The following is a 22,636-nucleotide window of genomic DNA, read 5'->3' on the forward strand; positions in this document are numbered from 1 at the left end:
AGTTCCGAGGAAGGAAGTACCACCAGTGAGCGTCGAGATCTTCTACGACGACGATGCCGACCTGAGCATCATCCAGGGGCGCAAGGTCGCGGTCATCGGCTACGGCAGCCAGGGCCACGCCCACGCGCTGAGCCTGCGCGACTCCGGCGTCGACGTCCGGATCGGCCTCCCCGAGGGCTCGAAGTCCCGCGCCAAGGCCGAGGAGGAGGGCCTGCCGGTCGGCACCCCCGCCGAGGTCTCCGCCGAGGCCGACCTGATCATGATCCTGGCGCCGGACACCGCGCAGCGGCACATCTACGCCAACGACATCGCGCCGAACCTGAAGGACGGCGACGCGGTCTTCTTCGGCCACGGCTTCAACATCCGCTACGGCCTGATCACCGTCCCGTCCAATGTGGACGTGGCGATGGTCGCGCCGAAGGGGCCGGGCCACCTGGTGCGCCGCCAGTTCGTCGACGGCAAGGGCGTGCCCGCGCTGATCGCGGTCGAGCAGGACGCCTCCGGCAACGCCCAGGCGCTCGCGCTGTCCTACGCCAAGGGCATCGGCGGCACCCGGGCGGGCGTCATCAAGACGACGTTCAAGGAGGAGACCGAGACCGACCTGTTCGGTGAGCAGGCGGTGCTCTGCGGTGGCGCGTCGGCGCTGGTCCAGGCCGGTTTCGAGGTGCTGACCGAGGCCGGTTACGCGCCCGAGGTCGCCTACTTCGAGTGCCTGCACGAGCTGAAGCTCATCGTGGACCTCATGTACGAGGGCGGCATCGCGCGGATGCGCTACTCGATCTCCGACACCGCCGAGTACGGCGACCTCACCCGCGGCCCGCGCGTGGTGACGCCCGCCGTCAAGGAGGAGATGCGCAAGATCCTGGGCGAGATCCAGGACGGCACGTTCGCCACCGAGTGGGTGAACGAGGACGACGCCGGCCGCGGCAACTACAAGAAGTTGCAGCAGGAGGGCGAGCAGCACCCGATCGAGGAGGTCGGCAAGAAGCTGCGCGGCCTCATGTCCTGGGTCGACCGCCCCATCACCGAAACGGCGTAAGATCAGGCGGTTTTTCTCCGGGGCCCGCGGTTTCGACCGCGGGCCCCGGTATACCTAGGCCCCATGACCGACAGCGCGCCCATCTACGACGACAAGGCCCACGTCCGGGGCAACCTCGACCTCAGCACAGCGGAGTGGATCCGCAGCGACGAGGGCGCGGAGGAGGAAGAGGAGCACGTCGAGATCGCGTTCGTCGAGCACACCGACGGCGTGACGTACACGGCGATGCGCAACTCGGCCCACCCGGAGGGCCCGGTCCTGGTCTTCACGCCGGCCGAGTGGGAGGCGTTCATCCTCGGCGTCAAGGACGGCGAGTTCGACGAGCCCTGGTGACCCGCCGCGGTCGGTCGGCGGAGCGTCCTCGCAGGACGCCCGTACCGTGTTCCAGCAGGTGAAACGGGGCACCCGGGTGTCGGACGCCCGGTGGGCGCTGACTATGCTCGTTAACAACCCGGACACATTGCCGTGGCCGGCCGGCGCGGGTGACGACCTGCTCGACGGCCCCGCGCTCCCCACCCGTTCACATCACCGGGAGCGACGTCCGTGACCAAGCCCGTTGTCCTGATCGCCGAGAAGCTCGCACCGTCCGTTCTCGACGTCTTCGGTGACGGCATCGAGGTGCGCCACGTCGACGGCACCGACCGTCCCGCGCTGCTCGAAGCCGTCGCCGACGCCGACGCCCTCCTGGTCCGCTCCGCCACGAAGGTCGACGCCGAGGTCCTCAAGGCCACCACCAAGCTCAAGGTCGTCGCCCGCGCGGGCGTCGGGCTGGACAACGTCGAGGTGCCCGCCGCCACCGAGCGCGGCGTGATGGTGGTCAACGCGCCCACCTCGAACATCGTCAGCGCCGCCGAGCACGCGGTCGCCCTGCTGCTGGCCACCGCCCGCCAGATCCCCGCCGCGCACGCCACGCTGCAGAACCACGAGTGGAAGCGCAGCAAGTTCAACGGCGTCGAGGTGCAGGGCAAGACCGTCGGCGTGGTCGGCCTGGGCAAGATCGGCCAGCTCTTCGCCGCGCGCATCGCCGCCTTCGGCACCACGCTCATCGCGTACGACCCGTACGTCAGCGCCGCCCGCGCCGCGCAGCTCGGCATCGAGCTGGTGACCCTAGAGGAGCTGCTGGAGCGGTCCGACTTCATCTCGATCCACCTGCCGAAGACCCCGGAGACCAAGGGCCTGATCGGCGCGGAGCAGCTCGCCAAGGCCAAGCGCGGCGTGATCATCGTGAACGCCGCCCGCGGCGGCCTGGTGGACGAGGAGGCGCTGGCCGAGGCGGTGAAGGAGGGCCAGGTCGGCGGCGCGGGCATCGACGTGTTCTCCACCGAGCCCACCACCGAGAGCCCGCTGTTCGGGCTGCCGAACGTGGTCGTCACCCCGCACCTGGGCGCGTCCACGACGGAGGCGCAGGACCGGGCGGGCACGGACGTGGCCAAGTCGGTGCTGCTCGCGCTGGCGGGCGACTTCGTGCCGGACGCGGTGAACGTGCAGGGCGGCGGCGTGGTCGGCGAGGAGGTCCGCCCGTACCTGCCGCTGGTGCAGAAGCTGGGCACGGTCGTCGCCGCGCTGAGCGCCAAGGCCCCGACCGCGGTCACCGTCGAGGTGCGCGGCGAGCTGTCCACGGAGGACGTCTCGGTGCTGCCGCTGGCCGCGCTGCGCGGCGTGTTCTCCAGCGTGGTCGAGGAGCAGGTCACCTTCGTCAACGCGCCGGCGCTCGCGAACTCGCTCGGCGTGACGGTCGACCTGGTCAAGGAGCCGGAGAGCGCCAACCACCGCAGCCTGGTCACGGTGCGCGCGGTGCAGGCCGACGGCGCGGTGATCACCGTGTCGGGCACGCTCACGGGCCTGGACCAGGTGCAGAAGCTGGTCGGCGTCAACGGCCGGGGCTTCGACCTGCGCGCCGAGGGCAACGTGCTGCTGCTGGAGTACCCGGACCGGCCGGGCGTGATGGGCACCGTCGGCACCCTGCTCGGCGAGGCGGGCGTGAACGTCGAGGCCGCCCAGATCAGCCAGACCAAGGACGGCGCGGACGCGTTCATGCTGCTGCGGGTGGACCGCCCGGTGGACACCGCGGTGCTCGACCCGATCGGCGCGGCCGTCGGCGCGCGCACGGTGCGCTCGGTCAACTTCGACTGATCCAAGTCCCCGAATCGGACTAATGCCGCCGGGACCTGCCGATGTATATCGCCGCAGGTCCCGGCGGTGTCACACTTAACCGTTAGTTGTCAAAACTGTGGTTGCCATCACTCGTTCGGGCTAACTGATCAGCTCGATTGAGCGATTAGGTTCCCTCCCACGAGGTTGACCCGGTGCCGTAGAGGGCACGGCACCACGCGGGCAGTGCCCTCAGCTGGATGACGACGCTGCCTGCCCGGTCGAATCCGACCTCGCTTGGGGCACGTTGTGAGCCGATCTCGCGTTGTCGCCAGATCCGCCGTACCGGTGCTGGCGGCGATCCTCGTCGCCGGGTCCACCGCCGGTACCGCGCTGGCCGCGGAAGATCCGCTGGCGCCGTCCGTCGCGAACGCGCGCGGGCTGGACGCCGGCAAGTTGCAGTTGAAGGTGTCCGACCGGCTGTCCGCCGCGCAGGGCAAGGTCACCGCGTTCGTGGAGCTGGAGGCCAAGCCGGCCGTCGACGCGTTCGCCGAGAAGACCGGCCAGGGCGGCAGCAAGCAGCAGGCCAAGGACGCCGCCAAGGCGAGCAGGAAGGACACCGGCCGGGTCGCCGACCAGGTCGTGGGCGCGCTGAAGGGCAAGGACTCGGCCACGAAGGAGCTGTACCGGACCGCCAACGGCGTGCCCGGTGTGGTGGTCCAGGCCGACGCCGCCAAGGTGCGCGAGCTGGCCCAGCGCCCGGACGTGAAGTCCGTGCGCACCGTGGTGCCGAAGACCCGCCAGAACTCCACCGCCGTGCAGCTGACGAACACGCTCAAGGCGTGGCAGGAGTACGGCAAGCTCGGTGACGACGTCCGCATCGGCATCATCGACACGGGCATCGACTACACCCACAGCGACTTCGCGGGCCCCGGCACCATCGAGGCGTTCAAGGCCATCGACGAGACCAAGGTGGACCCGTCGTACTTCCCGACCGCCAAGGTGGTCGGCGGCTACGACTTCGTCGGCAACGCCTACGACGGCGGCAGCGACGACCCGGCGCTGAACACGCCGAAGCCCGACCCGAACCCGCTCGACTGCAACGGCCACGGCTCGCACGTCGCCGGCACCGCGGCGGGCTTCGGCGTCAACGCCGACGGCTCCACGTTCACCGGCGACTACACCAAGCTCACGCCCGAGGCGCTGGACGGGATGCGCATCGGCCCCGGCACCGCGCCGAAGGCCCTGCTGTACGCGCTGAAGGTGTTCGGCTGCGACGGTTCGACCAACGTCACCGCGCAGGCGCTGGACTGGGCGCTCGACCCCGACGGCGACGGCGACTTCACCGACCACCTCGACGTGGTCAACCTGTCGCTCGGCTCGGACTACGGCGCGCCGGACGACCCCGACAGCCTGTTCGTGCGCAAGCTCAACGCCTCCGGCGTGCTCACGGTGTTCTCCGCGGGCAACGGCGGCGACCTGTACGACATCGGCGGCTCGCCGGGCAGCACCCCCGAGGCGCTGACCGTGGCCAGCGTCCGCGACTCCTACGTGCTGCGCGACGCGGTCGAGGTGACCGCCCCGGCCGGCGCCGCGGGCCGCAAGCCCGGCCAGTACAGCGTGGCGTTCGACTACGAGGGCCTGGACGTCACCGCGCCCGTCGTGGCCTTGGGCGACGCCGCCAACAAGGACGGCTGCCTGCCGTTCTCGGCCGCCGACAAGGCCGCCGTCGCGGGCAAGATGGTGTGGCTGGAGTGGGACGACAACGACGCCACGCGTCGCTGCGGCTCGGTCGGCCGGACCAACAACGCCACCGCCGCCGGCGCGGTCGGCGCGGTGTTCACCTCGCAGCTGGAGCACTTCAACGCGGGCATCTCGGGCAACGCCTCGATTCCGGTCTTCCAGTTCACCGGCTCGGCCACCGCGGCGCTGCGCCCGGCGCTGGCCGCGGGCACGCTGGTGGTCCGGCAGGCGGGCGACCTGCGCACCTCGCTGCCCACGTTCGACGCGTCGATCAGCGACACGCCCAGCTCGTTCACCTCGCGCGGCGTGCGCGGCCCGGCCGTGAAGCCGGACGTGGCCGCGCCCGGTGACACCATCGCCTCGGCGCTGGTCGGCTCGGGGGACAAGACGATGGTCAACTCCGGCACCTCCATGGCCGCGCCGCACGTGACCGGCATCGCGGCCCTGGTGCGCCAGGTCCACCCGGACTGGAAGCCGGAAGAGGTCAAGGCCGCGGTCATGAACACCGCGGGCCACGACGTGAAGGCCAACGGCAAGACCTACGCGCCCAACCGCGTCGGCGCGGGCCGCGTCGACGGCAAGGCCGCGGTCGAGAACCAGGTGCTCGCCTACGTGCAGGACGACCCGGGCGCGGTGTCCGCGTCGTTCGGCACGGTCGAGGTGTCCGGTCCGGTCCGGCTCACCAAGACCATCAAGGTGGTCAACAAGTCCACCAAGTGGGTCGACTACACCGTGGGCTACGAGGCGCTGACGCAGATCCCCGGCGTGCGCTACGAGCTGTCCACGGGCAGCGTGCGGGTCAGCCCGCGCGGCATCGCCCGGGTGGCCGTCTCGCTGGTGATCGACGACCCGAAGGCGCTGCGCAAGACCGTCGACCCGACGGTCGAGGCCAACCACCTCGACGTGCCGCGCCAGTTCCTGGCCGACGCGTCGGGCCGGGTCGTGCTGACGCCGAAGTCGGGCGCGTCGGTCGCGCTGCGGGTGCCGGTGCACTCCTCGCCGAAGCCGGTCGCGGACATCGCCGTGCCGAACAACGTCAAGGTCGCGGGCTCGGGCCAGGGCGTGCTGAACCTGACCGGCCGGGGCCTCAACCAGGGCGCGTACCAGTCGCTGGTGAGCGTGCTGGAGCTGCAGGCGTCCTCGCCGAGGCTGCCGGAGTGCCGCCGCAACGTGACCACCAACTGCGTGCTCAACGACACCGCCAAGGGCGGTGACCTGCGGTACGTCGGCGTCACGTCGACCGCGCCGCTGGCCAAGGCGCAGGGGTCGCCGGAGGACGCGGTGCTCGCGTTCGGGCTCGCGACCTGGGGCAACTGGTACAACCTCGGCAACAACACCATCCCGTTCGTCGACATCGACACCAACGGCGACGGCGCGTTCGACTACGAGGTGTACGCGACCAAGCTGACCGACACCGACCTGCTGGTCGCGGCGACGGTGGACCTCGCCACCGGGGCCACGGTCGACCTCCAGGGCGTGAACGGCCAGTTCGGCGACGTGGACACCAACGTGTTCGACACGAACGTGGTGGTCCTGCCGGTGCTGCTGTCGGCGTTGGGCATCGACCCGTCGGCGGACACGTCGCGGATCCGCTACCAGGTCGGCGTGGCCGGGTTCTACGTCGCGCCGGGCGCGACCAACGGCCTCATCGACTCGCTGCCGAACGCGCTCTCGTTCGACCCGCTCAAGCCGGGCCTGTGGGTGCAGGGCGGCGGCGACGCCGCGCTGTCCTACCAGGCGCGGCCGGGCACCGCGCTGGTGGTCAACCGCGACGCCGCGGCGCTGGCCGCCGACGGCGCGGACAGCCTGCTGGTGCTGCACCACCACAACGCCTCGGGTGACAAGGCGGACGTGGTGAAGGTCAAGGGCAAGTCGGGCAACCGCTCGGCGGACTGACGCCTTGCCCGCTCTGGCCGGTCGGGGACTGCCCCGGCCGGCCAGAGCCGTTTAAGCGCATCGGGTGACCCCCGATTGGGGGTACTGAACCGTCCGGGTGTCCCGCAGTCCGGGAGATATGGCCACGGAGGGGTGTTCCGAGTGCGGTTTCACCGCTTCGGACCGGTAGCCTTTCGCAACGAAAACTAGTCCCGTGCAATGGGACTGATACCTGGGAGGTGTGTGGATGCGGCTCGCAGTGATCCCAGGGGACGGGATCGGGCCCGAGGTCGTCGCCGAGGCCCTGAAGGTGCTCGGTGAGGTCGTTCCAGCGGCTGAGATCACCCGCTACGACCTCGGCGCGGCGCGCTGGCACGCCACAGGTGAGTTGCTGCCGGAGTCCGTGCTCGGCGAGCTCCGCCAGCACGACGCGATCCTGCTGGGGGCGGTCGGCGACCCGTCGGTGCCGAGCGGGATCCTGGAGCGCGGCCTGCTGCTGCGGCTCCGGTTCGAGCTCGACCACCACGTGAACCTGCGCCCGGCCCGGCTCTACCCCGGCGTGCGCAGCCCGATCGCCGACCCGCCGGAGATCGACATGGTGGTGGTGCGGGAGGGCACGGAGGGCCTCTACGCGGGCAACGGCGGCCTGCTGCGCAAGGACACGCCGCACGAGATCGCGACCGAGGTGTCGATCAACACGTCGTTCGGCGTGGAGCGGGTGGTGCGCGACGCGTTCGCGCGGGCCGCGAACCGGCCGCGCAAGCACCTCACGCTCGTGCACAAGACCAACGTGCTCACGCACGCCGGGTCGTTGTGGTCGCGGGTGGTGGAAGAGGTGTCGTTGCAGCACCCGGACGTGACGGTGGCGTACCAGCACGTGGACGCGGCGACGATCCACCTGGTCACCGACCCGGGCCGGTACGACGTGATCGTGACCGACAACCTGTTCGGCGACATCCTGACCGACCTGGCCGCGGCCGTGACGGGCGGGATCGGGCTGGCGGCGTCGGGCAACCTCGACGTGACGCGGCGCAACCCGAGCATGTTCGAGCCGGTGCACGGCAGCGCGCCGGACATCGCGGGCCAGGGCATCGCGGACCCGACGGCCGCGGTGCTGTCGGTGGCGCTGATGCTGGACCACCTGGGCGAGTCGGAGGCGGCGCGGCGGATCGAGGCGTCGGTGGCGTTCGACCTGGCCACCCGCGACCACTCGTCGCCGGGCGCGACCTACGCCGTGGGCGACCGCCTGGCCGCCCTGGTCTCCTCGAACGTCCGCACCGCCTGAGTCGAACCTCCAGGCCCCGTGTGTCGAACCTTCCGGACCCGTGTGTCGAACGCTCAGGACCCGAGTGTCGAACCTCCAGGACCCCTGAGTTCAACGCTCAGGACCTGGCTGGCTCGACCTGAGTGTTGAATTCGGCATACCTGAGCGTTCGACACACGGGACGCGAGTGTTCGACACACGCGGAGTGATCAGGGCCACCACGGCGCGGTCGTGGTGGCCCTGGGCGTGCCCGGGGCCGTAGGGTCGCCGGTGCCGCCCGTGGGGGAAGTCCGGTCGAAGTCCGGCGCTGACCCGCAACGGTAGGCCGAGCGCACGCTCGGCGAGCCCGATCACCCGCGGGCGGTGGGAAGAAGCTCCACTCCTGCCGTGGTCTGCGGGACGGGTGCGCCGGCCTGCCACGCGCGGGCGCGGGCGACCTCTCCGGGCCACCCGTCCGGAAGGCGACCGGTGACCTCCACGAGCACTCGGCGCTCGGCCGACCGCGCCACACCGCGCCGCCCACCCACCGCGGGCCTGTGCCTGGCCCTCGCCGCCGCCCTCGCCGCCTCGGTCGTGTGCGGCGTCGCGCTCGGCCCGGTGGGCATCCCCTTCGGCGACGTCCTGCGCTTCCTCGCCGCCGCCCTCACCGGCGGCACGATCGACGCCGCCGAAGCCGGCCCCTACCGGATCGTCTGGGACATCCGCCTGCCCCGCGTCCTGCTCGCCGCCGTCGTCGGCGCGGGCCTGGCCGCGGTCGGCGTGGCGATCCAGGCCATGGTCCGCAACGCCCTCGCCGACCCGTACGTGCTCGGCATCTCCTCCGGCGCGAGCGTGGGCGCGACCGCCGTCGCCACCACGGGCCTGTTCGCCTCGCTCGGCGTCTACGCGCTGTCGACCGCCGCGTTCCTGGCCGCCCTGGCCGCGATGGCCCTGGTCTACGTGGTCGCGGGCCGCGGCCTCACGCCGCTGCGCCTGGTGCTCACCGGCACCGCGATGGCCTACGGCTTCTCCGCCGTCGCCATGCTGCTGGTGTTCCGCTCACCCCGCGGCGAGGCGGCACGGGCCGCGATGTTCTGGCTGCTCGGCAGCCTCGGCGGCGTCACGTGGACGTCCCTGCCGGTCGCCGCCGCCGTCGTGCTGGCCGGCGTCGCCTACCTCCGCACCCGCGCCCGGCACCTCAACGCCCTGTCCGTCGGCGACGAGACCGCGACCACCCTCGGCATCGACGTCACCCGGACCCGCAAGGCGTTGTTCCTGGTCACGGCCGCGATGACGGGTGTGCTCGTCGCGGTCAGCGGCGCGGTCGGCTTCGTCGGGCTCATGCTGCCGCACGTGGTCCGCCTCGTCGTCGGCGCGGACCACCGCAGGGTGCTCGCCGTGGCGCCCCTGGCCGGCGCGTGCTTCCTCATCTGGGTGGACGTCGCCGCCCGCCTGCTCGCCGCGCCGGAGGAGCTGCCGCTGGGCGTCATCACCGCCGCGCTCGGCGTGCCGTGCTTCATCCTGCTGATGCGCCGCCGCGGCTACGTGTTCGGCGGTCGCTGATGGACGTCCGGCTCGAACGGCTCGCCGTCGACGGCATCCTGCACGGCATCGACCTGCACGCGCCCGACCGCGAGGTGCACGGCATCGTCGGCCCCAACGGCAGCGGCAAGTCCACCACGCTGCGCTGCGTGTACCGGGCCCTCGCGCCGTCCGGGGGAGTGGTCCGCCTGGGCGGCGTGGACGTCGCCGCGACCAAGGTCCGCGACACCGCCCGGCACCTCGCCGCGCTCACCCAGGACAGCCACGTCGAGTTCGACTTCACCGTCACCGAAGTCGTCGCGATGGGACGCCTGCCGCACCGGACCACCCCGCGCCGGGACGAGGAGGTGGTGGCCGAGTCACTGTCCCGAGTGGACGCCGCGCACCTCGCCGACCGGGGCTTCCTGAGCCTGTCCGGCGGCGAGCGCCAGCGCGTCCTGATCGCCCGCGCGCTCGCCCAGGAACCGGACGTGCTCGTGCTCGACGAGCCCACCAACCACCTCGACATCCACCACCAGCTCGCGGTGCTGTCGCTGGTCCGGGGCCTGGGCGTGACCGTCCTCGCGGTGCTGCACGACCTGAACCTCGCCGCCGCCCACTGCGACCGCCTGCACGTGCTCGACCGCGGCCGGGTGGTGCGCAGCGGCACGCCGGCGGACGTGCTCACCCCGGACCTGCTGCGCGACGTGTTCCACGTGCGCGCCCACGTCGTCCGCCACCCCACGAGCGGCGTGCCGCAACTGCTGTTCGAACACACGGAGGTCAACCGGTGAAGAAGCTCGTCGCGCTCGCCCTGGCGGTCCTGACCACGGGCTGCGGCGCCCGCATCGCGCCGACGGCGGCCGCCGACGCGGTCACCGTCACCAACTGCGGCCGGGAGGTCTCGTACGCGCGACCGTCCCGTGTGGTCACCAACGACACCGGCATCGCCGAACTGATGTTCGCGCTGGGCCTGGGCGACCGGATGGCCGGGTACGTGATCGGCCGCAGCCACACCGCCGACGTCGCGTCGTCGCCCTGGAAGGCGGACTTCGAGCGCGTGCCGCACCTCGGCGAGCAGATCACCAAGGAACTCGTCCAGGGCGCGAAGGCCGACTTCGTGTTCGCGGGCTGGAACTACGGCTTCTCCGAGTCGACCGGCTTCACCCCGGACGCGCTGCGCGACCTCGGCATCGCCACCTACCAGCTCACCGAGGCGTGCCGCAACGGCGTGGGCCGGCAGCGCGGCATCATGCCGCCGCTGGACGCGCTCTACACCGACCTGCGCAACCTCGGCCGCATCTTCGGCGTGGAGGACCGCGCCGAGCGGCTCGTCGCCGGCTACCGCGAGCAGGTGGCGAACGCGGAGCGGTTGGTCGAGGGCGTCCGCCCGAAGGTGTTCCTCTACGACAGCGGCCTCGACCAGCCGTTCACCTCCGGCCGCAACGCCGCGCCGCACGACATCATCGGCAGGGCGGGCGGCGAGAACATCTTCGGCGACCTGGACGACAGTTGGACCACGGTCGGGTGGGAGGCCGTCGTGGACCGCGCGCCGGACGTGGTGCTGATCAACGACTACGCCGACGGCGAGGCGACCACACCGGACGAGAAGCAGGCGTTCCTCCAGTCCTACCCGCCGCTCGCCGACGTGCCCGCGATCAAGCACCGGCGGTACTTCGCGCTGCCCTACGCGGCACTGGTGGAGAGCCCGCGCAACCCCGCCGCCATCGAGGCGTTCGCGAGGTTCTTGGCCGATAGCTTCCACCCATAGTGTGGGATGACCCGTCCGTGGCTTGGTATCCGCGGACGGGTTGTGGCACCATCGGCCACGTGGCTCTCCACACCGTGATCATTATTTCCCAGCGCGCCGGGTAAGTGCTGCCTCGAAGCACCCGGCGCGCCGACCTCTCGCATCCCGCGGGGGGTCTTTTTGTTTTCACCAGACTCCAGGAGCCTCCTCGTGACCCCCCTCGGCGATTCATTCCACGTCTTCGACACGACCCTGCGGGACGGTGCCCAGCGCGAGGGCATCTCCTACTCGGTCAACGACAAGCTGGCCGTCGCCCGGCTGCTCGACTCGCTGGGCGTGGGGTTCATCGAGGGTGGCTGGCCGGGCGCGATGCCGAAGGACACCGAGTTCTTCGCGCGGGCCGCCGCGGGCGAGCTGACGCTCAAGCACGCGCAGCTCGTCGCGTTCGGCTCCACCCGCAAAGCGGGCGTCAAGGTGCACGAGGACGCGCAGGTCAGGGCCCTGCTGGAGGCGCAGACGCCGGTCGTCACGCTGGTCGCCAAGTCGGACCGCCGGCACATCGAGCGGGCCCTGCGCACGGACGTGGCGGAGAACTGCGCGATGGTCCGCGACACCGTCGCCCACCTGGTCGGCGAGGGCCGCCGGGTCTTCCTCGACGCCGAGCACTTCTTCGACGGCTTCGCCTTCGACCCGGACACCGCGCTGCGCGTGCTGGAGTCCGCTGTGGAGGGTGGCGCGGACGTCGTCGTGCTGTGCGACACCAACGGCGGACAGCTCCCGCTGGGCCTGTCCGAGACCGTCGCCGACGTGATCGCCCGCACGGGCTTCCGCGTCGGCATCCACTGCCAGGACGACACGTCCTGCGCGGTGGCCAACACCATCGCCGCGGTGCAGGCGGGGGCGACCCACGTGCAGTGCACCGCCAACGGCTACGGCGAGCGGGCGGGCAACGCGGACCTGTTCGCCGTCGTCGGGAACCTCGTGACCAAGCTCGGCCTGCCGGTGCTACCCGCCGAATCGCTGGCCGAGCTGACCCGGGTCTCCCATGCGCTGGCCGAGATCGCGAACATCGCACCCGACACCCACCAGGCCTACGTCGGGTCGTCGGCCTTCGCCCACAAGGCGGGGCTGCACGCGAGCGCGATCAAGGTGGATCCGGAGCTGTACAACCACATCGACCCGGACACCGTCGGCAACGACATGCGGGTGCTGGTCACCGAGATGGCGGGTCGGGCCAGTCTCGAGCTCAAGGGACGTGAGCTCGGGATCGACCTGACCCGCCGGCCCGACGCCCTCACCAACGTGGTGCGCAAGGTCAAGGACCTGGAGGCGGGCGGCTGGTCGTTCGAGGCCGCCGACGCCTCGCTGGAACTGCTCCTCCGCGCGGAGGTGGCCGACCTCGGCGCGCCGCCGTTCACCCTGGAGTCCTACCGCGTGGTGCTCGACCACCACCAGGACGGCGCGATCGTGTCCGAGGCCACGGTGAAGGTGCACGTCGCCGGCGAGCGGGTCATCGCCACCGCCGAGGGCAACGGCCCGGTGCACGCGCTGGACGCCGCGTTGCGCAAGGCGCTCCTGCCGCACCTGTCCTGGTTGGACGCGGTGCAGCTGAACGACTACAAGGTGCGCATCCTCACCGACCAGCACGGCACCGACGCCGTCACCCGCGTGCTCGTGGAGTCCACCGACGGCGAGCGCGAGTGGACCACCGTGGGCGTGCACGGCAACATCGTCGAGGCCAGTTGGCTCGCCCTGTGCGACGCGCTGGTGCACAAGGCGCTGCGGGTCAGCCCGTCACCAGCGTGAACCCCTCGGCGGCGAGGATGTGGTTGATCGGGGTGAAGAAGGACGAGCCGCCCGTGGCGCAGTTGCCGGTGCCGCCCAGCACGTGCCCCTGGGCCTGGGAGCCGGTGAAGACCGGTGACCAGTGCTCGCCGGGCTCGGTGCACAGGTTCGTGCGCGTCAGCCCGTGGATGACCCCGGTCGGGTAGTTCACGGTCACGTTCTTCGCCTGCACGGTGCCGCACCGCAGACCGATGGTGCTGCCCACCGTGCAGACCACCCCGCCGACCGGCGTCTCGGTCGAGCCGGTGACGACGCCGCGGCCCGCGATGGTCGGCCGCTGGACCCAGGCGTCGGTGTTGGTGATCCGGACGACCGCGTAGGCGGACCGGACGGCCACGATCGGGCCGATGTCCACGCCGCCGGGTCCGCGGACGATGGTGCCGACCACCCCGCAGGACGGGGACACGAGGAGGTGGCCGCGGACGTTGAAGCCGTTGACGCACCGCGGGTTGTTCCACGTGGAGAGGAGTGTGCCGGCCTCCAGCGGGGTCGCCGCCGCGGCCGGTGCGGTGGTCGCCACGGCCGGCGCGGCCGTGGCGACGAGCAGGGTGAGGACGAGCAGCAGGGTTCGCATCCTCCCGACGCTAGGCACGCGCGGTGCGGGCGCAAGCCGCCGGTTAGGGTGAACTCCGTGCGCATTGCCCGTATCGCCCAACCCGACGGCCTCGCCTTCGCCGCGATCGAAGGCGACGGCGACGACCTGACCGCCGTCGAGATCGCCGACGACCCCTTCGCCAACCCGACGTTCACCGGCCGCCGCTGGCCGCTGGCCGACGTCCGCCTGCTCGCGCCGTTCCTGCCGCCCAAGATCGTCGCCGTCGGCCGCAACTACGCCGACCACGCCGCCGAGCTGGGCAACGAGGTGCCCGCCGAGCCGCTGATCTTCCTCAAGCCCAACACCGCGGTGATCGGGCCGAACGCGGACATCAAGCTGCCCGCCGTGTCCCAGCGGGTGGACTTCGAGGGCGAGCTGGCGGTCGTCGTCGGCGTCGGCGGCCGCGACATCCCCGCCGCCCGCGCCCGGCAGTCGATCCTCGGCTACACGATCGCGAACGACGTCACCGCCCGTGACCTGCAGCAGGCCGACGGGCAGTGGACGCGGTCCAAGGGCTTCGACACGTTCTGCCCGCTCGGGCCGTGGGTCGAGACCGAGTTCGACGCCTCCGACGTGGCCATCCGCACCGAGGTGGACGGCGAGGTCAAGCAGGACTCGCGGACCTCGCTGCTCGTGCACGGCATCCCCGAGCTGATCGAGTACATCTCCTCGGTGATGACCCTGCGGCCGCTGGACGTGATCCTCACCGGCACCCCGGCGGGCGTCGGCCCGCTGACCGCCGGGCAGACCGTCTCGGTGACCGTCGAGGGCCTGGGCACGCTGACGAACACGGTCGCGAACCGCTGACGCGTCAGGCGCGTTCGATGCGCTCGGGCGCGCGCCGGGCGAACTCCGGCGCGTGCTCCGGCCGCAGCCCGATCGCCACCAGGTAGGCGGGCACGACCTGCAGCCGGGGGAACCGCCGCATCAGCCGGATCGGCAGCGGCACCCGCCCCCGCGCCACGCCGGACGTGCCCGCCAGCGTCGGCTTGAGGAACGAGTCCTGCACCCGCCGCTGCACGGCCTGCGTCACCGCGGTCGGCAGCCACCGCCGGCGCCGCACCTTGGCCAGCACCTCCGTGGTCAGCTCGCCGCGCCGCAGCGGCCCGGCCACCAGCGCCGCGGCGGCCACGGCGTCCTGCACGGCCAGGTTGATGCCCACGCCGCCGATGGGCGACATGGCGTGCGCCGCGTCGCCGATGCACAGCAGGCCGTCGAGGTGCCAGCGCCGCAACCGGTCGAGCTTGACGTCCAGCAGCTTCACGTCGTCCAGCGAGGAGATCGTCTCCAGCCGCTCCGCCAGCCACGGCACGAGCCGCGCCATCCGCCGCCGGAACGCGACCACCCCCTCCGACCGCAGCAGCTCGTCGGTGCCCTTGCGGATCAGGTACGCGCACTGGAAGTAGTCGCCGCGGTTGATCAGCACCAGCCCGTCGCTCGACCCGAACCGGCCGGTCGCGCCGGTCAGCTCGCCCTCGTGGCGCGGCAGCCGGAACCACCAGACGTCCATCGGCACGCCGAACGCCCGCACCGGCAGCCCCGCCTGCTCCCGCACCAGCGAACGACGTCCGTCGGCCGCGATGACGAGGTCGGCCGCCAGCTCGCCGGTCCCGCCGTCGGCCGTGCGGTAGCGGACGCCCGTCACCCTGCCGCCCTCCCGGAGCAGCCCGGTGAACTCGGTGTTCATCCGCAGCTCGAACGTCGGCTCCCGCTTGCCCGCGTCGGCCAGCAGGTCCAGGAAGTCCCACTGCGGCACCATCGCGATGTGCTTGTGCCGCCCCGGCAGGCGGGACAGGTCCGCCACCGGCTGCGGCCCGCTGTCGAGCAGGACCTGCACCCGGTCCACGAGCTGGTGCGGCACCTCCGCGAACGACGGCCCGAGCCCCAGCTCGTCCAGCAGCGTCAGCGTCGACGCGTGCACCGTGTCACCCCGGAAGTCCCGCAGGAAGTCGCCGTGCTTCTCCAGCACGGTCACCTCGACACCGGCCCTGGCCAGCACCAACCCGGCCACCATGCCGGCCGGGCCGCCCCCCACGACCACGACGCCCGTCCTCTCCATGACCCACCCCTCCTGTTTTCAACACCAGTTGAATAAGTTCAGGATGCGCCCGGGCGCGACGCCGGTCAAGCCGGATACTCTGAACGGGTCATGAGCGCATCAGGAGCAACTTCCGGGGTCCGCGTCCGCTTCAGCCCGTCGCCGACCGGGACGCCCCACGTCGGGCTCATCCGCACCGCCCTGTTCAACTGGGCGTACGCCCGCCACACCGGCGGCGCGGTGGTGTTCCGGATCGAGGACACCGACGCGGCCCGCGACTCGGAGGAGTCGTACCTCTCGCTGCTGGAGGCCATGCGCTGGCTCGGCCTGGACTGGGACGAGGGCCCCGAGGTCGGCGGGCCGCACGCGCCGTACCGGCAGAGCCAACGGCGCGACATCTACGACGACATCGCCAAGCGCCTGTTCGAGGCGGGCGAGCTGTACGAGTCGTTCTCCACGGCCGAGGAGATCGAGGCGCGCCGCAAGGCCGCCGGGCAGGACCCCAAGCTCGGCTACGACGGCCACGACCGCGACCTCACCGAGGAGCGGAAGGCCGCGTTGCGCGCCGAGGGCCGCGAGCCGGTGCTGCGCCTGAGGATGCCCGACGAGGACATCACGTGGGTGGACCTGGTGCGCGGCGAGATCACGTTCAAGGCGGGCAGCACGCCCGACCCGGTGCTCGTGCGCGCCAACGGCGACCCGCTGTACCCGTTCGTGAACCCCGTGGACGACGCCCTCATGGGCATCACGCACGTGCTGCGCGGCGAGGACCTGCTCCCGTCCACCCCGCGCCAGATCGCGCTGTACCGGGCGTTGACCCGGATCGGCGTCACCACGTCCACGCCCCGGTTCGGCCACCTGCCGTACGTGGTGGGCGAGGGCAACAAGAAGCTCTCCAAGCGCGACCCGCAGTCGAACCTGTTCCTCTACCGCGACCGCGGCTTCCTGCCCGAGGGCCTGCTGAACTACCTCGCCCTGCTCGGCTGGTCGATCGCCGACGACCGCGACGTCTTCTCGGTCGCCGAGCTGGTCGAGGCGTTCGAGCTGGAGAAGGTGAGCGCCAACCCGGCCCGCTTCGACCTCAGGAAGGCCGAGGCGATCAACGCCACGCACCTGCGCGCGCTGCCGGTCGAGGAGTTCGTCAGCCGCGTGCTGCCGCACCTGGTCAAGGACGGCGTGCTGCCGCCCGAGCCGAGCGGGGAGCAGGTGGCGCTGCTGGCGGGCGTCGCGCCGCTCGTGCAGGAGCGGCTGGTCGTGTTGTCCGAAGCGTCCGGGATGGTGCGGTTCCTGTTCGTCGCGGAGGAGGACTTCGCGCCCGAGGAGGACGCCGCGGCCAAGGCGCTGGGCGAGGGCGCCCGACCCGTGCTGGAGGCGGCCGTCGCCGCCCTGGAGCCGCTTCCCGAGTGGACGGCCGCCGCCGTCGAGGAGGCGCTGAAGGCGTCCCTTGTGGACGGATTGGGGCTCAAACCGCGCCAGGCGTACGCGCCGGTGCGGGTCGCCGTGACGGGCCGTACCGTCTCGCCGCCACTGTACGAATCCATGGAACTACTGGGCCGGAGTCGCTCGATCGGGCGATTGCGCCGCGCGCTCGGGGCAATCTGACTCCGTCGTTCGGGCGGTTCAGGGGTGCTTGACCGTGCAAGAATCGCCAGATATCACCTCTCTGGTCGAGTCGGACGAGGGGTGAGCGCACCTAGCCTCACGGGGTGACAACCGCAGCCCCGACTTTCACCCCTCGGAGAACCGGCGAGATCCGGGCCGTGTGCCTCGACGTCGACGACACCCTGGTCGACTACAGCACCTCGTCCCGGGCCGCCTTGGCCGCGATGGTCGGCAACGCCGACGCCTGGCCGCTGTGGCAGCGCATCACTGACGAGCACTGCGAACGCCTCCTCGCCGGCGAGCTCGAGTACGAGACGATGCGGAACATCCGGACCCGCGCGTTCTTCGCGGCCCTGGGCGAGGAGTTGGACCAGGAGGAGGCGACCCGCCGGGAACTGCACCGGCAGGAGGTCCTGGCGTCCGGCTGGCGGCTGTTCCCCGACGTCGTGCCGTGCCTGGAGTGGCTGCGCGCGACCGGTCTGCCCATGGCGGCCGTGAGCAACGCCTCGGGGCGGCACCAACGGGTGAAGATCGCCTCCCTCGGGCTGGCCCAGTACTTCGACACGGTCCTCATCGCGGGCGAGGTCGGTGCCGCGAAACCGGACCGGGTGATCTTCGACACCGCCTGTGCCGACCTGGGCGTGGAGCTGAGTGACACGGTGCACATCGGCGACCGCCTGCACGCCGACGCCATCGGCGCCCGGGACGCCGGCATGAAGGGCGTGTGGCTGAACCGCCAGGGCCCGCGCGAGGGGGCGCTGCCCGCCGGCATCTCCAGCATCAGCAGCCTCGCTGAGCTGCCGGAACTCCTCGTCTGCGAGCTGTCGACCGCCTCGGCGTGACCCCGATTTCCGTTCCGCCGGGCCCGTGGTCTAGTATTCCTCCCGGCGGAACGGAGAGGCCCCCTCGAGCAAGACCGGGGGAGTCGGGCCGGGAAACCAATGGGGTATGGTGTAATTGGCAGCACGACTGATTCTGGTTCAGTTAGTCTAGGTTCGAGTCCTGGTACCCCAGCTGCAAGGCTAGAAAATAAGTGTGCTAGACTAGCCGAGCACCGCAGGACAGCAAAGTGAATAAGAAAGTTCCTGGCCCCGTCGTCTAGCGGCCTAGGACGCCGCCCTCTCAAGGCGGTAGCGTGGGTTCGAATCCCATCGGGGCTACAGATCAGGGAGATCCCTGTTTCGCTGACGCGAAACGGGGATCTTTCGCATTCACACCGGGGGTCCGACCCCCGGACCCCGGGCAGGAGGGCTTCGCCCCCTGCACCCCCGGCCGGCCGGACGGAGTCCGGCGGTGGGTGGTGCCCCCTGCGTTGGTCACGGTGCAGGTGGGGTGAGATGCCGGTAGCCCGCCCTCGCCGGGGTGAGGTGGGCGAGGGCGGGCTGGTCAGGCTGGTCGGGGCGTGGTCGGAGGGCACTGCGGCGTGCGGATCGGCCCGGGCCTGAGGGGTCAGAGGCGCGACTGGAGGGCTTCGGCGGCGGCCAGGAGGTCGGCGGCCCAGCGCGCGCCCGGACGGCGGCCCATGCGGTCGATCGGACCCGAAACGGAGACCGCGGCGACGACCGAGCCCGTGCTGTCGCGAACCGGCGCGGAAACGGAAGCGACACCCGGTTCCCGTTCCGCCACGGACTGCGCCCAACCGCGGCGGCGCACTTCCAACAATGTGCGTTCGCCGTAAACCGCGTCCGCGAGAACGGAACGCTGGGTTCCGGGATCCGCCCACGCCGCGAGCACTTTCGCGCCCGAGCCGGCCGTCATCGGCAATCGCGCGCCGATCGGCACGGTGTCGCGCAAACCACTCGGCGGTTCCGCGGAGGAGACGCAGATCCGCTGCATCCCGTCCCGCCGGTACAACTGGACGCTCTCGCCCGTGATGTCGCGCAACCTCGGCAGCACCGAGGACGCCGCGTCGAGCAACGGGTCGGTGGCCCCGCCCGCCAGCTCCGCCAGCGCCGCGCCGGGGCGCCACCGGCCGTCGGAACCCCGTCGCAGCAACCGGTGCACCTCGAGCCCGACCGCCAACCGGTGCGCGGTAGCCCTCGGCAAGCCCGTCCGGTTGCACAACTCGGCGAGCCCACACGGATCCTTTGCGACGGCGTTCAAGACAGCCACTGCCTTGTCCAACACGCCGATCCCGCTATGCTGTCCCACAAGCCGATACTAACTTCCCACTGTCTGGGAAGTCCAGATCTATCGACTGTCCAGATCTTGGGAGAGTTGCGATGAGCCGCACGCTCGCGGAGAAGGTGTGGGAAGCACACGTCGTGCGCCACGGCAGTGGCGCGGAGCCGGACCTGCTCTACATCGACCTCCACCTGCTGCACGAAGTGACCAGCCCGCAGGCGTTCGACGGCCTGCGCCTGGCGGGTCGCCGGATCCGCCGACCGGACCTCACCATCGCCACCGAGGACCACAACGTCCCGACGGTCGACATCGAGCTGCCCATCGCCGACCCGGTCTCGCGCACGCAGGTGGAGACGCTGCGCAAGAACTGCGCCGAGTTCGGCGTGCGGCTGCACCCGATGGGCGACGCGGAGCAGGGCATCGTGCACGTCGTGGGACCGCAGCTGGGCCTGACCCAGCCGGGCATGACCGTGGTCTGCGGTGACAGCCACACGTCCACGCACGGCGCGTTCGGCGCGCTGGCGTTCGGCATCGGCACGTCGGAGGTGGAGCACGTGATGGCCACCCAGACGCTGCCCCTGCGGCCGTTCAAGACCATGGCCATCACCGTGGACGGCGAGCTGAAGCCCGGCGTCACGGCGAAGGACATCATCCTCGCGGTGATCGCGAAGATCGGCACCGGCGGCGGCCAGGGCTACGTCCTGGAGTACCGGGGCAGCGCGATCGAGGCGCTGTCCATGGAAGCCCGCATGACCGTGTGCAACATGTCGATCGAGGCGGGGGCCCGCGCGGGCATGATCGCGCCGGACCAGACCACCTTCGACTACATCAAGGGCCGCCCGCACGCCCCGTCCGGCGCGGACTGGGACGCGGCCGTCGAGTACTGGAAGACCCTGCGCACCGACGACGACGCCGAGTTCGACGCCGAGGTCCGCCTCGACGCCGACGAGCTGACCCCGTTCGTCACCTGGGGCACCAACCCGGGCCAGGGCCTGCCGCTGGGCGCCGCGGTGCCCGACCCGGAGACCATCGTCGACGAGAACGAGCGCGTGGCCGCCGAGAAGGCGCTGGCCTACATGGGGCTGGAGCCGGGCACCCCGCTGCGCGACATCCACGTCGACACCGTGTTCCTCGGGTCGTGCACCAACGGCCGCATCGAGGACCTGCGGGCCGCCGCGGACGTCCTGCGCGGCCACAAGGTGGCCGACGGCGTCCGGATGCTCGTCGTGCCCGGCTCCATGCGGGTGCGCGCGCAGGCCGAGTCCGAGGGGCTGCACGAGGTGTTCCTGGCGGCGGGCGCGGAGTGGCGCCAGGCCGGGTGCTCCATGTGCCTGGGCATGAACCCGGACCAGCTCAAGCCGGGCGAGCGCAGCGCGTCGACCTCCAACCGAAACTTCGAGGGCAGGCAGGGCAAGGGTGGCCGCACCCACCTGGTTTCGCCACTCGTGGCCGCCGCCACCGCCGTGCGGGGCACCCTGTCGTCGCCCGCCGACCTGGTCTGAGGGAGTTCTACGAACATGGAAGCGTTCACCACGCACACCGGGGTCGGCGTTCCGCTGCGCAGGTCCAACGTGGACACCGACCAGATCATCCCGGCCGTCTACCTCAAGCGCGTGACCCGCACGGGCTTCGAGGACGGCCTGTTCGCCGCCTGGCGCGGCGACGAGCAGTTCGTGCTCAACCAGGAACCGTTCCGGGCCGGCAGCGTGCTGGTCGCCGGGCCCGACTTCGGCACGGGGTCGTCCCGCGAGCACGCCGTCTGGGCGCTCATGGATTACGGCTTCCGGGTGGTCATCTCCTCCCGGTTCGCCGACATCTTCCGGGGCAACGCCGGCAAGCAGGGGCTCGTGGCGGCCCAGTGCGAGCAGTCCGATGTCGAATTGCTGTGGAAGCTCCTGGAGAACGAGCCGGGCACCGAGGTGACCGTCGACCTCACCGCGAACACGGTTGTGGCGAAGGACTTCACCGCGCCCTTCACCATCGACGAGTACACCCGCTGGCGGCTGCTGGAGGGATTGGACGACATCGCCCTGACCCTGCGGCACGCCGATGACATCGCCGAGTTCGAGCAGCGCAGGCAGGGTTGGTTGCCGACGACCGATCCGCTGCCCGCGAGGTGACTCCGAAGGGGTCGGATTCCCCTCCGAACAGCGGGAATCCGACCCCTTCGCCGCCTCCCGGGGCCGCCGGGGTTCCCTCGACAGGTCGTAATTGCCCACGCCACAACGGAAAATCTGGCGTGGCGATTGGTATTTCCCCGCATATGGGCTTACCGTGGGCAATCAGTCGGCCCGACTAGGGCCGTGAGCGTCCTGGGAGGGACTGAAGGTGAACAAGGCCCAGCTCATCGAGGCGCTCGCCGAGCGCCTTGGCGACAAGAAGAACGCCGCTGCCGCCGTCGACGGCATCGTCGACGTCATCGTCCGCAGCGTCCACAAGGGCGAGAAGGTCAACATCACCGGCTTCGGTGTCTTCGAGAAGCGTGCCCGTGCGGCCCGCACCGCTCGCAACCCGCGCACCGGTGAGACCGTGAAGGTCAAGAAGACCAACGTTCCCGCGTTCCGCGCGGGTTCGACGTTCAAGGACGTCATCAGCGGCACGAAGAAGTTGCCGCGCGTCACGGCCGCCAAGCCCGCCGCGGCCGCGGCGGCGAAGCCGGCCGCCGGGACGAAGGCGCCGGCGACCCGCGGCACCACCGCGCGCACCACGACTGCGCGTGCCACGCGCAGCACCGGTACCGCGACGCGTGCCGCCGCGGCAGCCACCAAGGCCCCGGCGACCCGCCGGACCGCCGCGGCCGCGAAGCCCGCCGCCACCGCCACCAAGGCCGCGCCCGCCAAGAGCGCCGCGACCAAGGCCACCGCCGCGAAGTCGACCGCGGCCAAGGCGACCGCGGCGAAGCCCGCGGCGGCGAAGAAGGCGACCACGCCGAAGGCCACGACGGCGAAGGCCACCACGGCCGCCGCGGCGAAGGCCACGACGTCCGCGGCGGCGAAGCCCGCGGCGGCGAAGAAGGCCCCGGCCAAGAAGAAGTGAACCCCGGCCGGTTGATCACCGGCCAGGCTGCAACACCCGCTCAGGGCCCGGTGCGGACGCCCACCCGGCCCGGAGGGCGTCAGCCGCCCCCCACCACCCCAACGCCCGTGTGCTACCCCCACAACCCGCCTGTC

General features: G+C 71.4%; 18 protein-coding genes, 2 tRNA genes and 1 riboswitch. Of the genes, 17 read left to right on the forward strand and 3 right to left on the reverse strand.

What is annotated here, in order from left to right:
- The first annotated feature begins 25 nt into the window (after positions 1 to 25).
- From ilvC to cimA, 9 genes are all read left to right on the forward strand, one after another.
- Positions 26 to 1,039, forward strand: coding sequence for a ketol-acid reductoisomerase (ilvC, locus tag ACFXGA_RS24010; RefSeq protein ID WP_073891639.1), 1,014 nt, complete (start codon positions 26 to 28; stop codon positions 1,037 to 1,039).
- A gap of 63 nt (positions 1,040 to 1,102) precedes the next feature.
- A complete protein-coding gene (locus tag ACFXGA_RS24015; RefSeq protein WP_378091260.1) occupies positions 1,103 to 1,372 on the forward strand; it encodes a DUF397 domain-containing protein in 270 nt (89 codons plus the stop codon).
- Positions 1,373 to 1,582: 210 nt separating this feature from the next.
- Complete coding sequence (serA, locus tag ACFXGA_RS24020; RefSeq protein WP_378091262.1) at positions 1,583 to 3,172, forward strand: phosphoglycerate dehydrogenase; 1,590 nt, start codon at positions 1,583 to 1,585, stop codon at positions 3,170 to 3,172.
- A 267-nt stretch (positions 3,173 to 3,439) separates the two neighbouring features.
- The gene (locus ACFXGA_RS24025) at positions 3,440 to 6,769 is read left to right on the forward strand and encodes a S8 family serine peptidase (protein WP_378091264.1); all 3,330 of its coding nucleotides are present in this window, start codon (positions 3,440 to 3,442) and stop codon (positions 6,767 to 6,769) included.
- Between the two features lie 226 nt (positions 6,770 to 6,995).
- Positions 6,996 to 8,033 (forward strand): 3-isopropylmalate dehydrogenase, encoded by a 1,038-nt coding sequence (locus tag ACFXGA_RS24030; protein ID WP_073891631.1) that lies wholly within the window; start codon positions 6,996 to 6,998, stop codon positions 8,031 to 8,033.
- Positions 8,034 to 8,294: 261 nt separating this feature from the next.
- Positions 8,295 to 8,368, forward strand: a riboswitch (cobalamin riboswitch).
- Positions 8,369 to 8,480: 112 nt separating this feature from the next.
- Positions 8,481 to 9,554 carry a FecCD family ABC transporter permease gene (locus ACFXGA_RS24035; protein WP_378091266.1) on the forward strand — a complete coding sequence of 358 codons (1,074 nt, stop codon included), beginning with the start codon at positions 8,481 to 8,483 and terminating at the stop codon, positions 9,552 to 9,554.
- Entirely contained in the window at positions 9,554 to 10,306 is a 753-nt protein-coding gene (locus tag ACFXGA_RS24040; protein WP_378091268.1) for an ABC transporter ATP-binding protein, read from the forward strand. The genes ACFXGA_RS24035 and ACFXGA_RS24040 overlap by 1 nt, the downstream gene beginning before the upstream one ends.
- Positions 10,303 to 11,283 (forward strand): ABC transporter substrate-binding protein, encoded by a 981-nt coding sequence (locus ACFXGA_RS24045; RefSeq protein WP_378091270.1) that lies wholly within the window; start codon positions 10,303 to 10,305, stop codon positions 11,281 to 11,283. The genes ACFXGA_RS24040 and ACFXGA_RS24045 overlap by 4 nt, the downstream gene beginning before the upstream one ends.
- Positions 11,284 to 11,472: 189 nt before the next feature.
- Positions 11,473 to 13,068, forward strand: coding sequence for a citramalate synthase (cimA, locus tag ACFXGA_RS24050; protein WP_378091272.1), 1,596 nt, complete (start codon positions 11,473 to 11,475; stop codon positions 13,066 to 13,068).
- Here the strand turns inward: cimA and ACFXGA_RS24055 are convergent.
- The gene (locus ACFXGA_RS24055; protein ID WP_378091274.1) at positions 13,049 to 13,681 is read right to left on the reverse strand and encodes a S1 family peptidase; all 633 of its coding nucleotides are present in this window, start codon (positions 13,679 to 13,681) and stop codon (positions 13,049 to 13,051) included. The genes cimA and ACFXGA_RS24055 overlap by 20 nt on opposite strands.
- Before the next feature lie 57 nt (positions 13,682 to 13,738).
- Between ACFXGA_RS24055 and ACFXGA_RS24060 the strand changes: the two genes are divergently transcribed.
- Positions 13,739 to 14,509, forward strand: a complete 771-nt coding sequence (locus ACFXGA_RS24060) for a fumarylacetoacetate hydrolase family protein (RefSeq protein WP_378091276.1) — start codon at positions 13,739 to 13,741, stop codon at positions 14,507 to 14,509.
- A gap of 4 nt (positions 14,510 to 14,513) precedes the next feature.
- Here the strand turns inward: ACFXGA_RS24060 and ACFXGA_RS24065 are convergent, their stop codons facing one another.
- The gene (locus ACFXGA_RS24065; RefSeq protein ID WP_378091278.1) at positions 14,514 to 15,761 is read right to left on the reverse strand and encodes an FAD-dependent oxidoreductase; all 1,248 of its coding nucleotides are present in this window, start codon (positions 15,759 to 15,761) and stop codon (positions 14,514 to 14,516) included.
- 90 nt (positions 15,762 to 15,851) lie between these two features.
- On the opposite strand from ACFXGA_RS24065, the gene gltX reads away from it, so the two are divergent.
- The 4 genes from gltX (at position 15,852) to ACFXGA_RS24085 (ending at position 18,502) form a co-directional block, all read left to right on the forward strand.
- Positions 15,852 to 17,342 (forward strand): glutamate--tRNA ligase, encoded by a 1,491-nt coding sequence (gene gltX / locus ACFXGA_RS24070; protein ID WP_378091280.1) that lies wholly within the window; start codon positions 15,852 to 15,854, stop codon positions 17,340 to 17,342.
- Between the two features lie 104 nt (positions 17,343 to 17,446).
- Positions 17,447 to 18,184 (forward strand): HAD family hydrolase, encoded by a 738-nt coding sequence (locus ACFXGA_RS24075; protein ID WP_378091282.1) that lies wholly within the window; start codon positions 17,447 to 17,449, stop codon positions 18,182 to 18,184.
- Positions 18,185 to 18,284: 100 nt separating this feature from the next.
- Positions 18,285 to 18,356, forward strand: a tRNA-Gln gene (locus tag ACFXGA_RS24080).
- A gap of 73 nt (positions 18,357 to 18,429) precedes the next feature.
- Positions 18,430 to 18,502: transfer RNA gene (locus tag ACFXGA_RS24085), tRNA-Glu, on the forward strand.
- Positions 18,503 to 18,791: 289 nt separating this feature from the next.
- On the opposite strand, the gene ACFXGA_RS24090 is transcribed toward ACFXGA_RS24085, so the two are convergent.
- Entirely contained in the window at positions 18,792 to 19,493 is a 702-nt protein-coding gene (locus ACFXGA_RS24090) for an IclR family transcriptional regulator (protein ID WP_053723084.1), read from the reverse strand.
- Between the two features lie 71 nt (positions 19,494 to 19,564).
- Between ACFXGA_RS24090 and leuC the strand changes: the two genes are divergently transcribed.
- From leuC to ACFXGA_RS24105, 3 genes are all read left to right on the forward strand, one after another.
- Complete coding sequence (gene leuC, locus ACFXGA_RS24095) at positions 19,565 to 20,968, forward strand: 3-isopropylmalate dehydratase large subunit (RefSeq protein WP_378091284.1); 1,404 nt, start codon at positions 19,565 to 19,567, stop codon at positions 20,966 to 20,968.
- Positions 20,969 to 20,983: 15 nt separating this feature from the next.
- Positions 20,984 to 21,586 carry a 3-isopropylmalate dehydratase small subunit gene (gene leuD, locus ACFXGA_RS24100; RefSeq protein WP_378091286.1) on the forward strand — a complete coding sequence of 201 codons (603 nt, stop codon included), beginning with the start codon at positions 20,984 to 20,986 and terminating at the stop codon, positions 21,584 to 21,586.
- Between the two features lie 208 nt (positions 21,587 to 21,794).
- A complete protein-coding gene (locus tag ACFXGA_RS24105; protein WP_378091288.1) occupies positions 21,795 to 22,502 on the forward strand; it encodes an HU family DNA-binding protein in 708 nt (235 codons plus the stop codon).
- The last annotated feature ends 134 nt before the right edge of the window (positions 22,503 to 22,636 follow it).

This window comes from Actinosynnema sp. NPDC059335, from assembly GCF_042752395.1.
Taxonomy (GTDB): domain Bacteria; phylum Actinomycetota; class Actinomycetes; order Mycobacteriales; family Pseudonocardiaceae; genus Actinosynnema.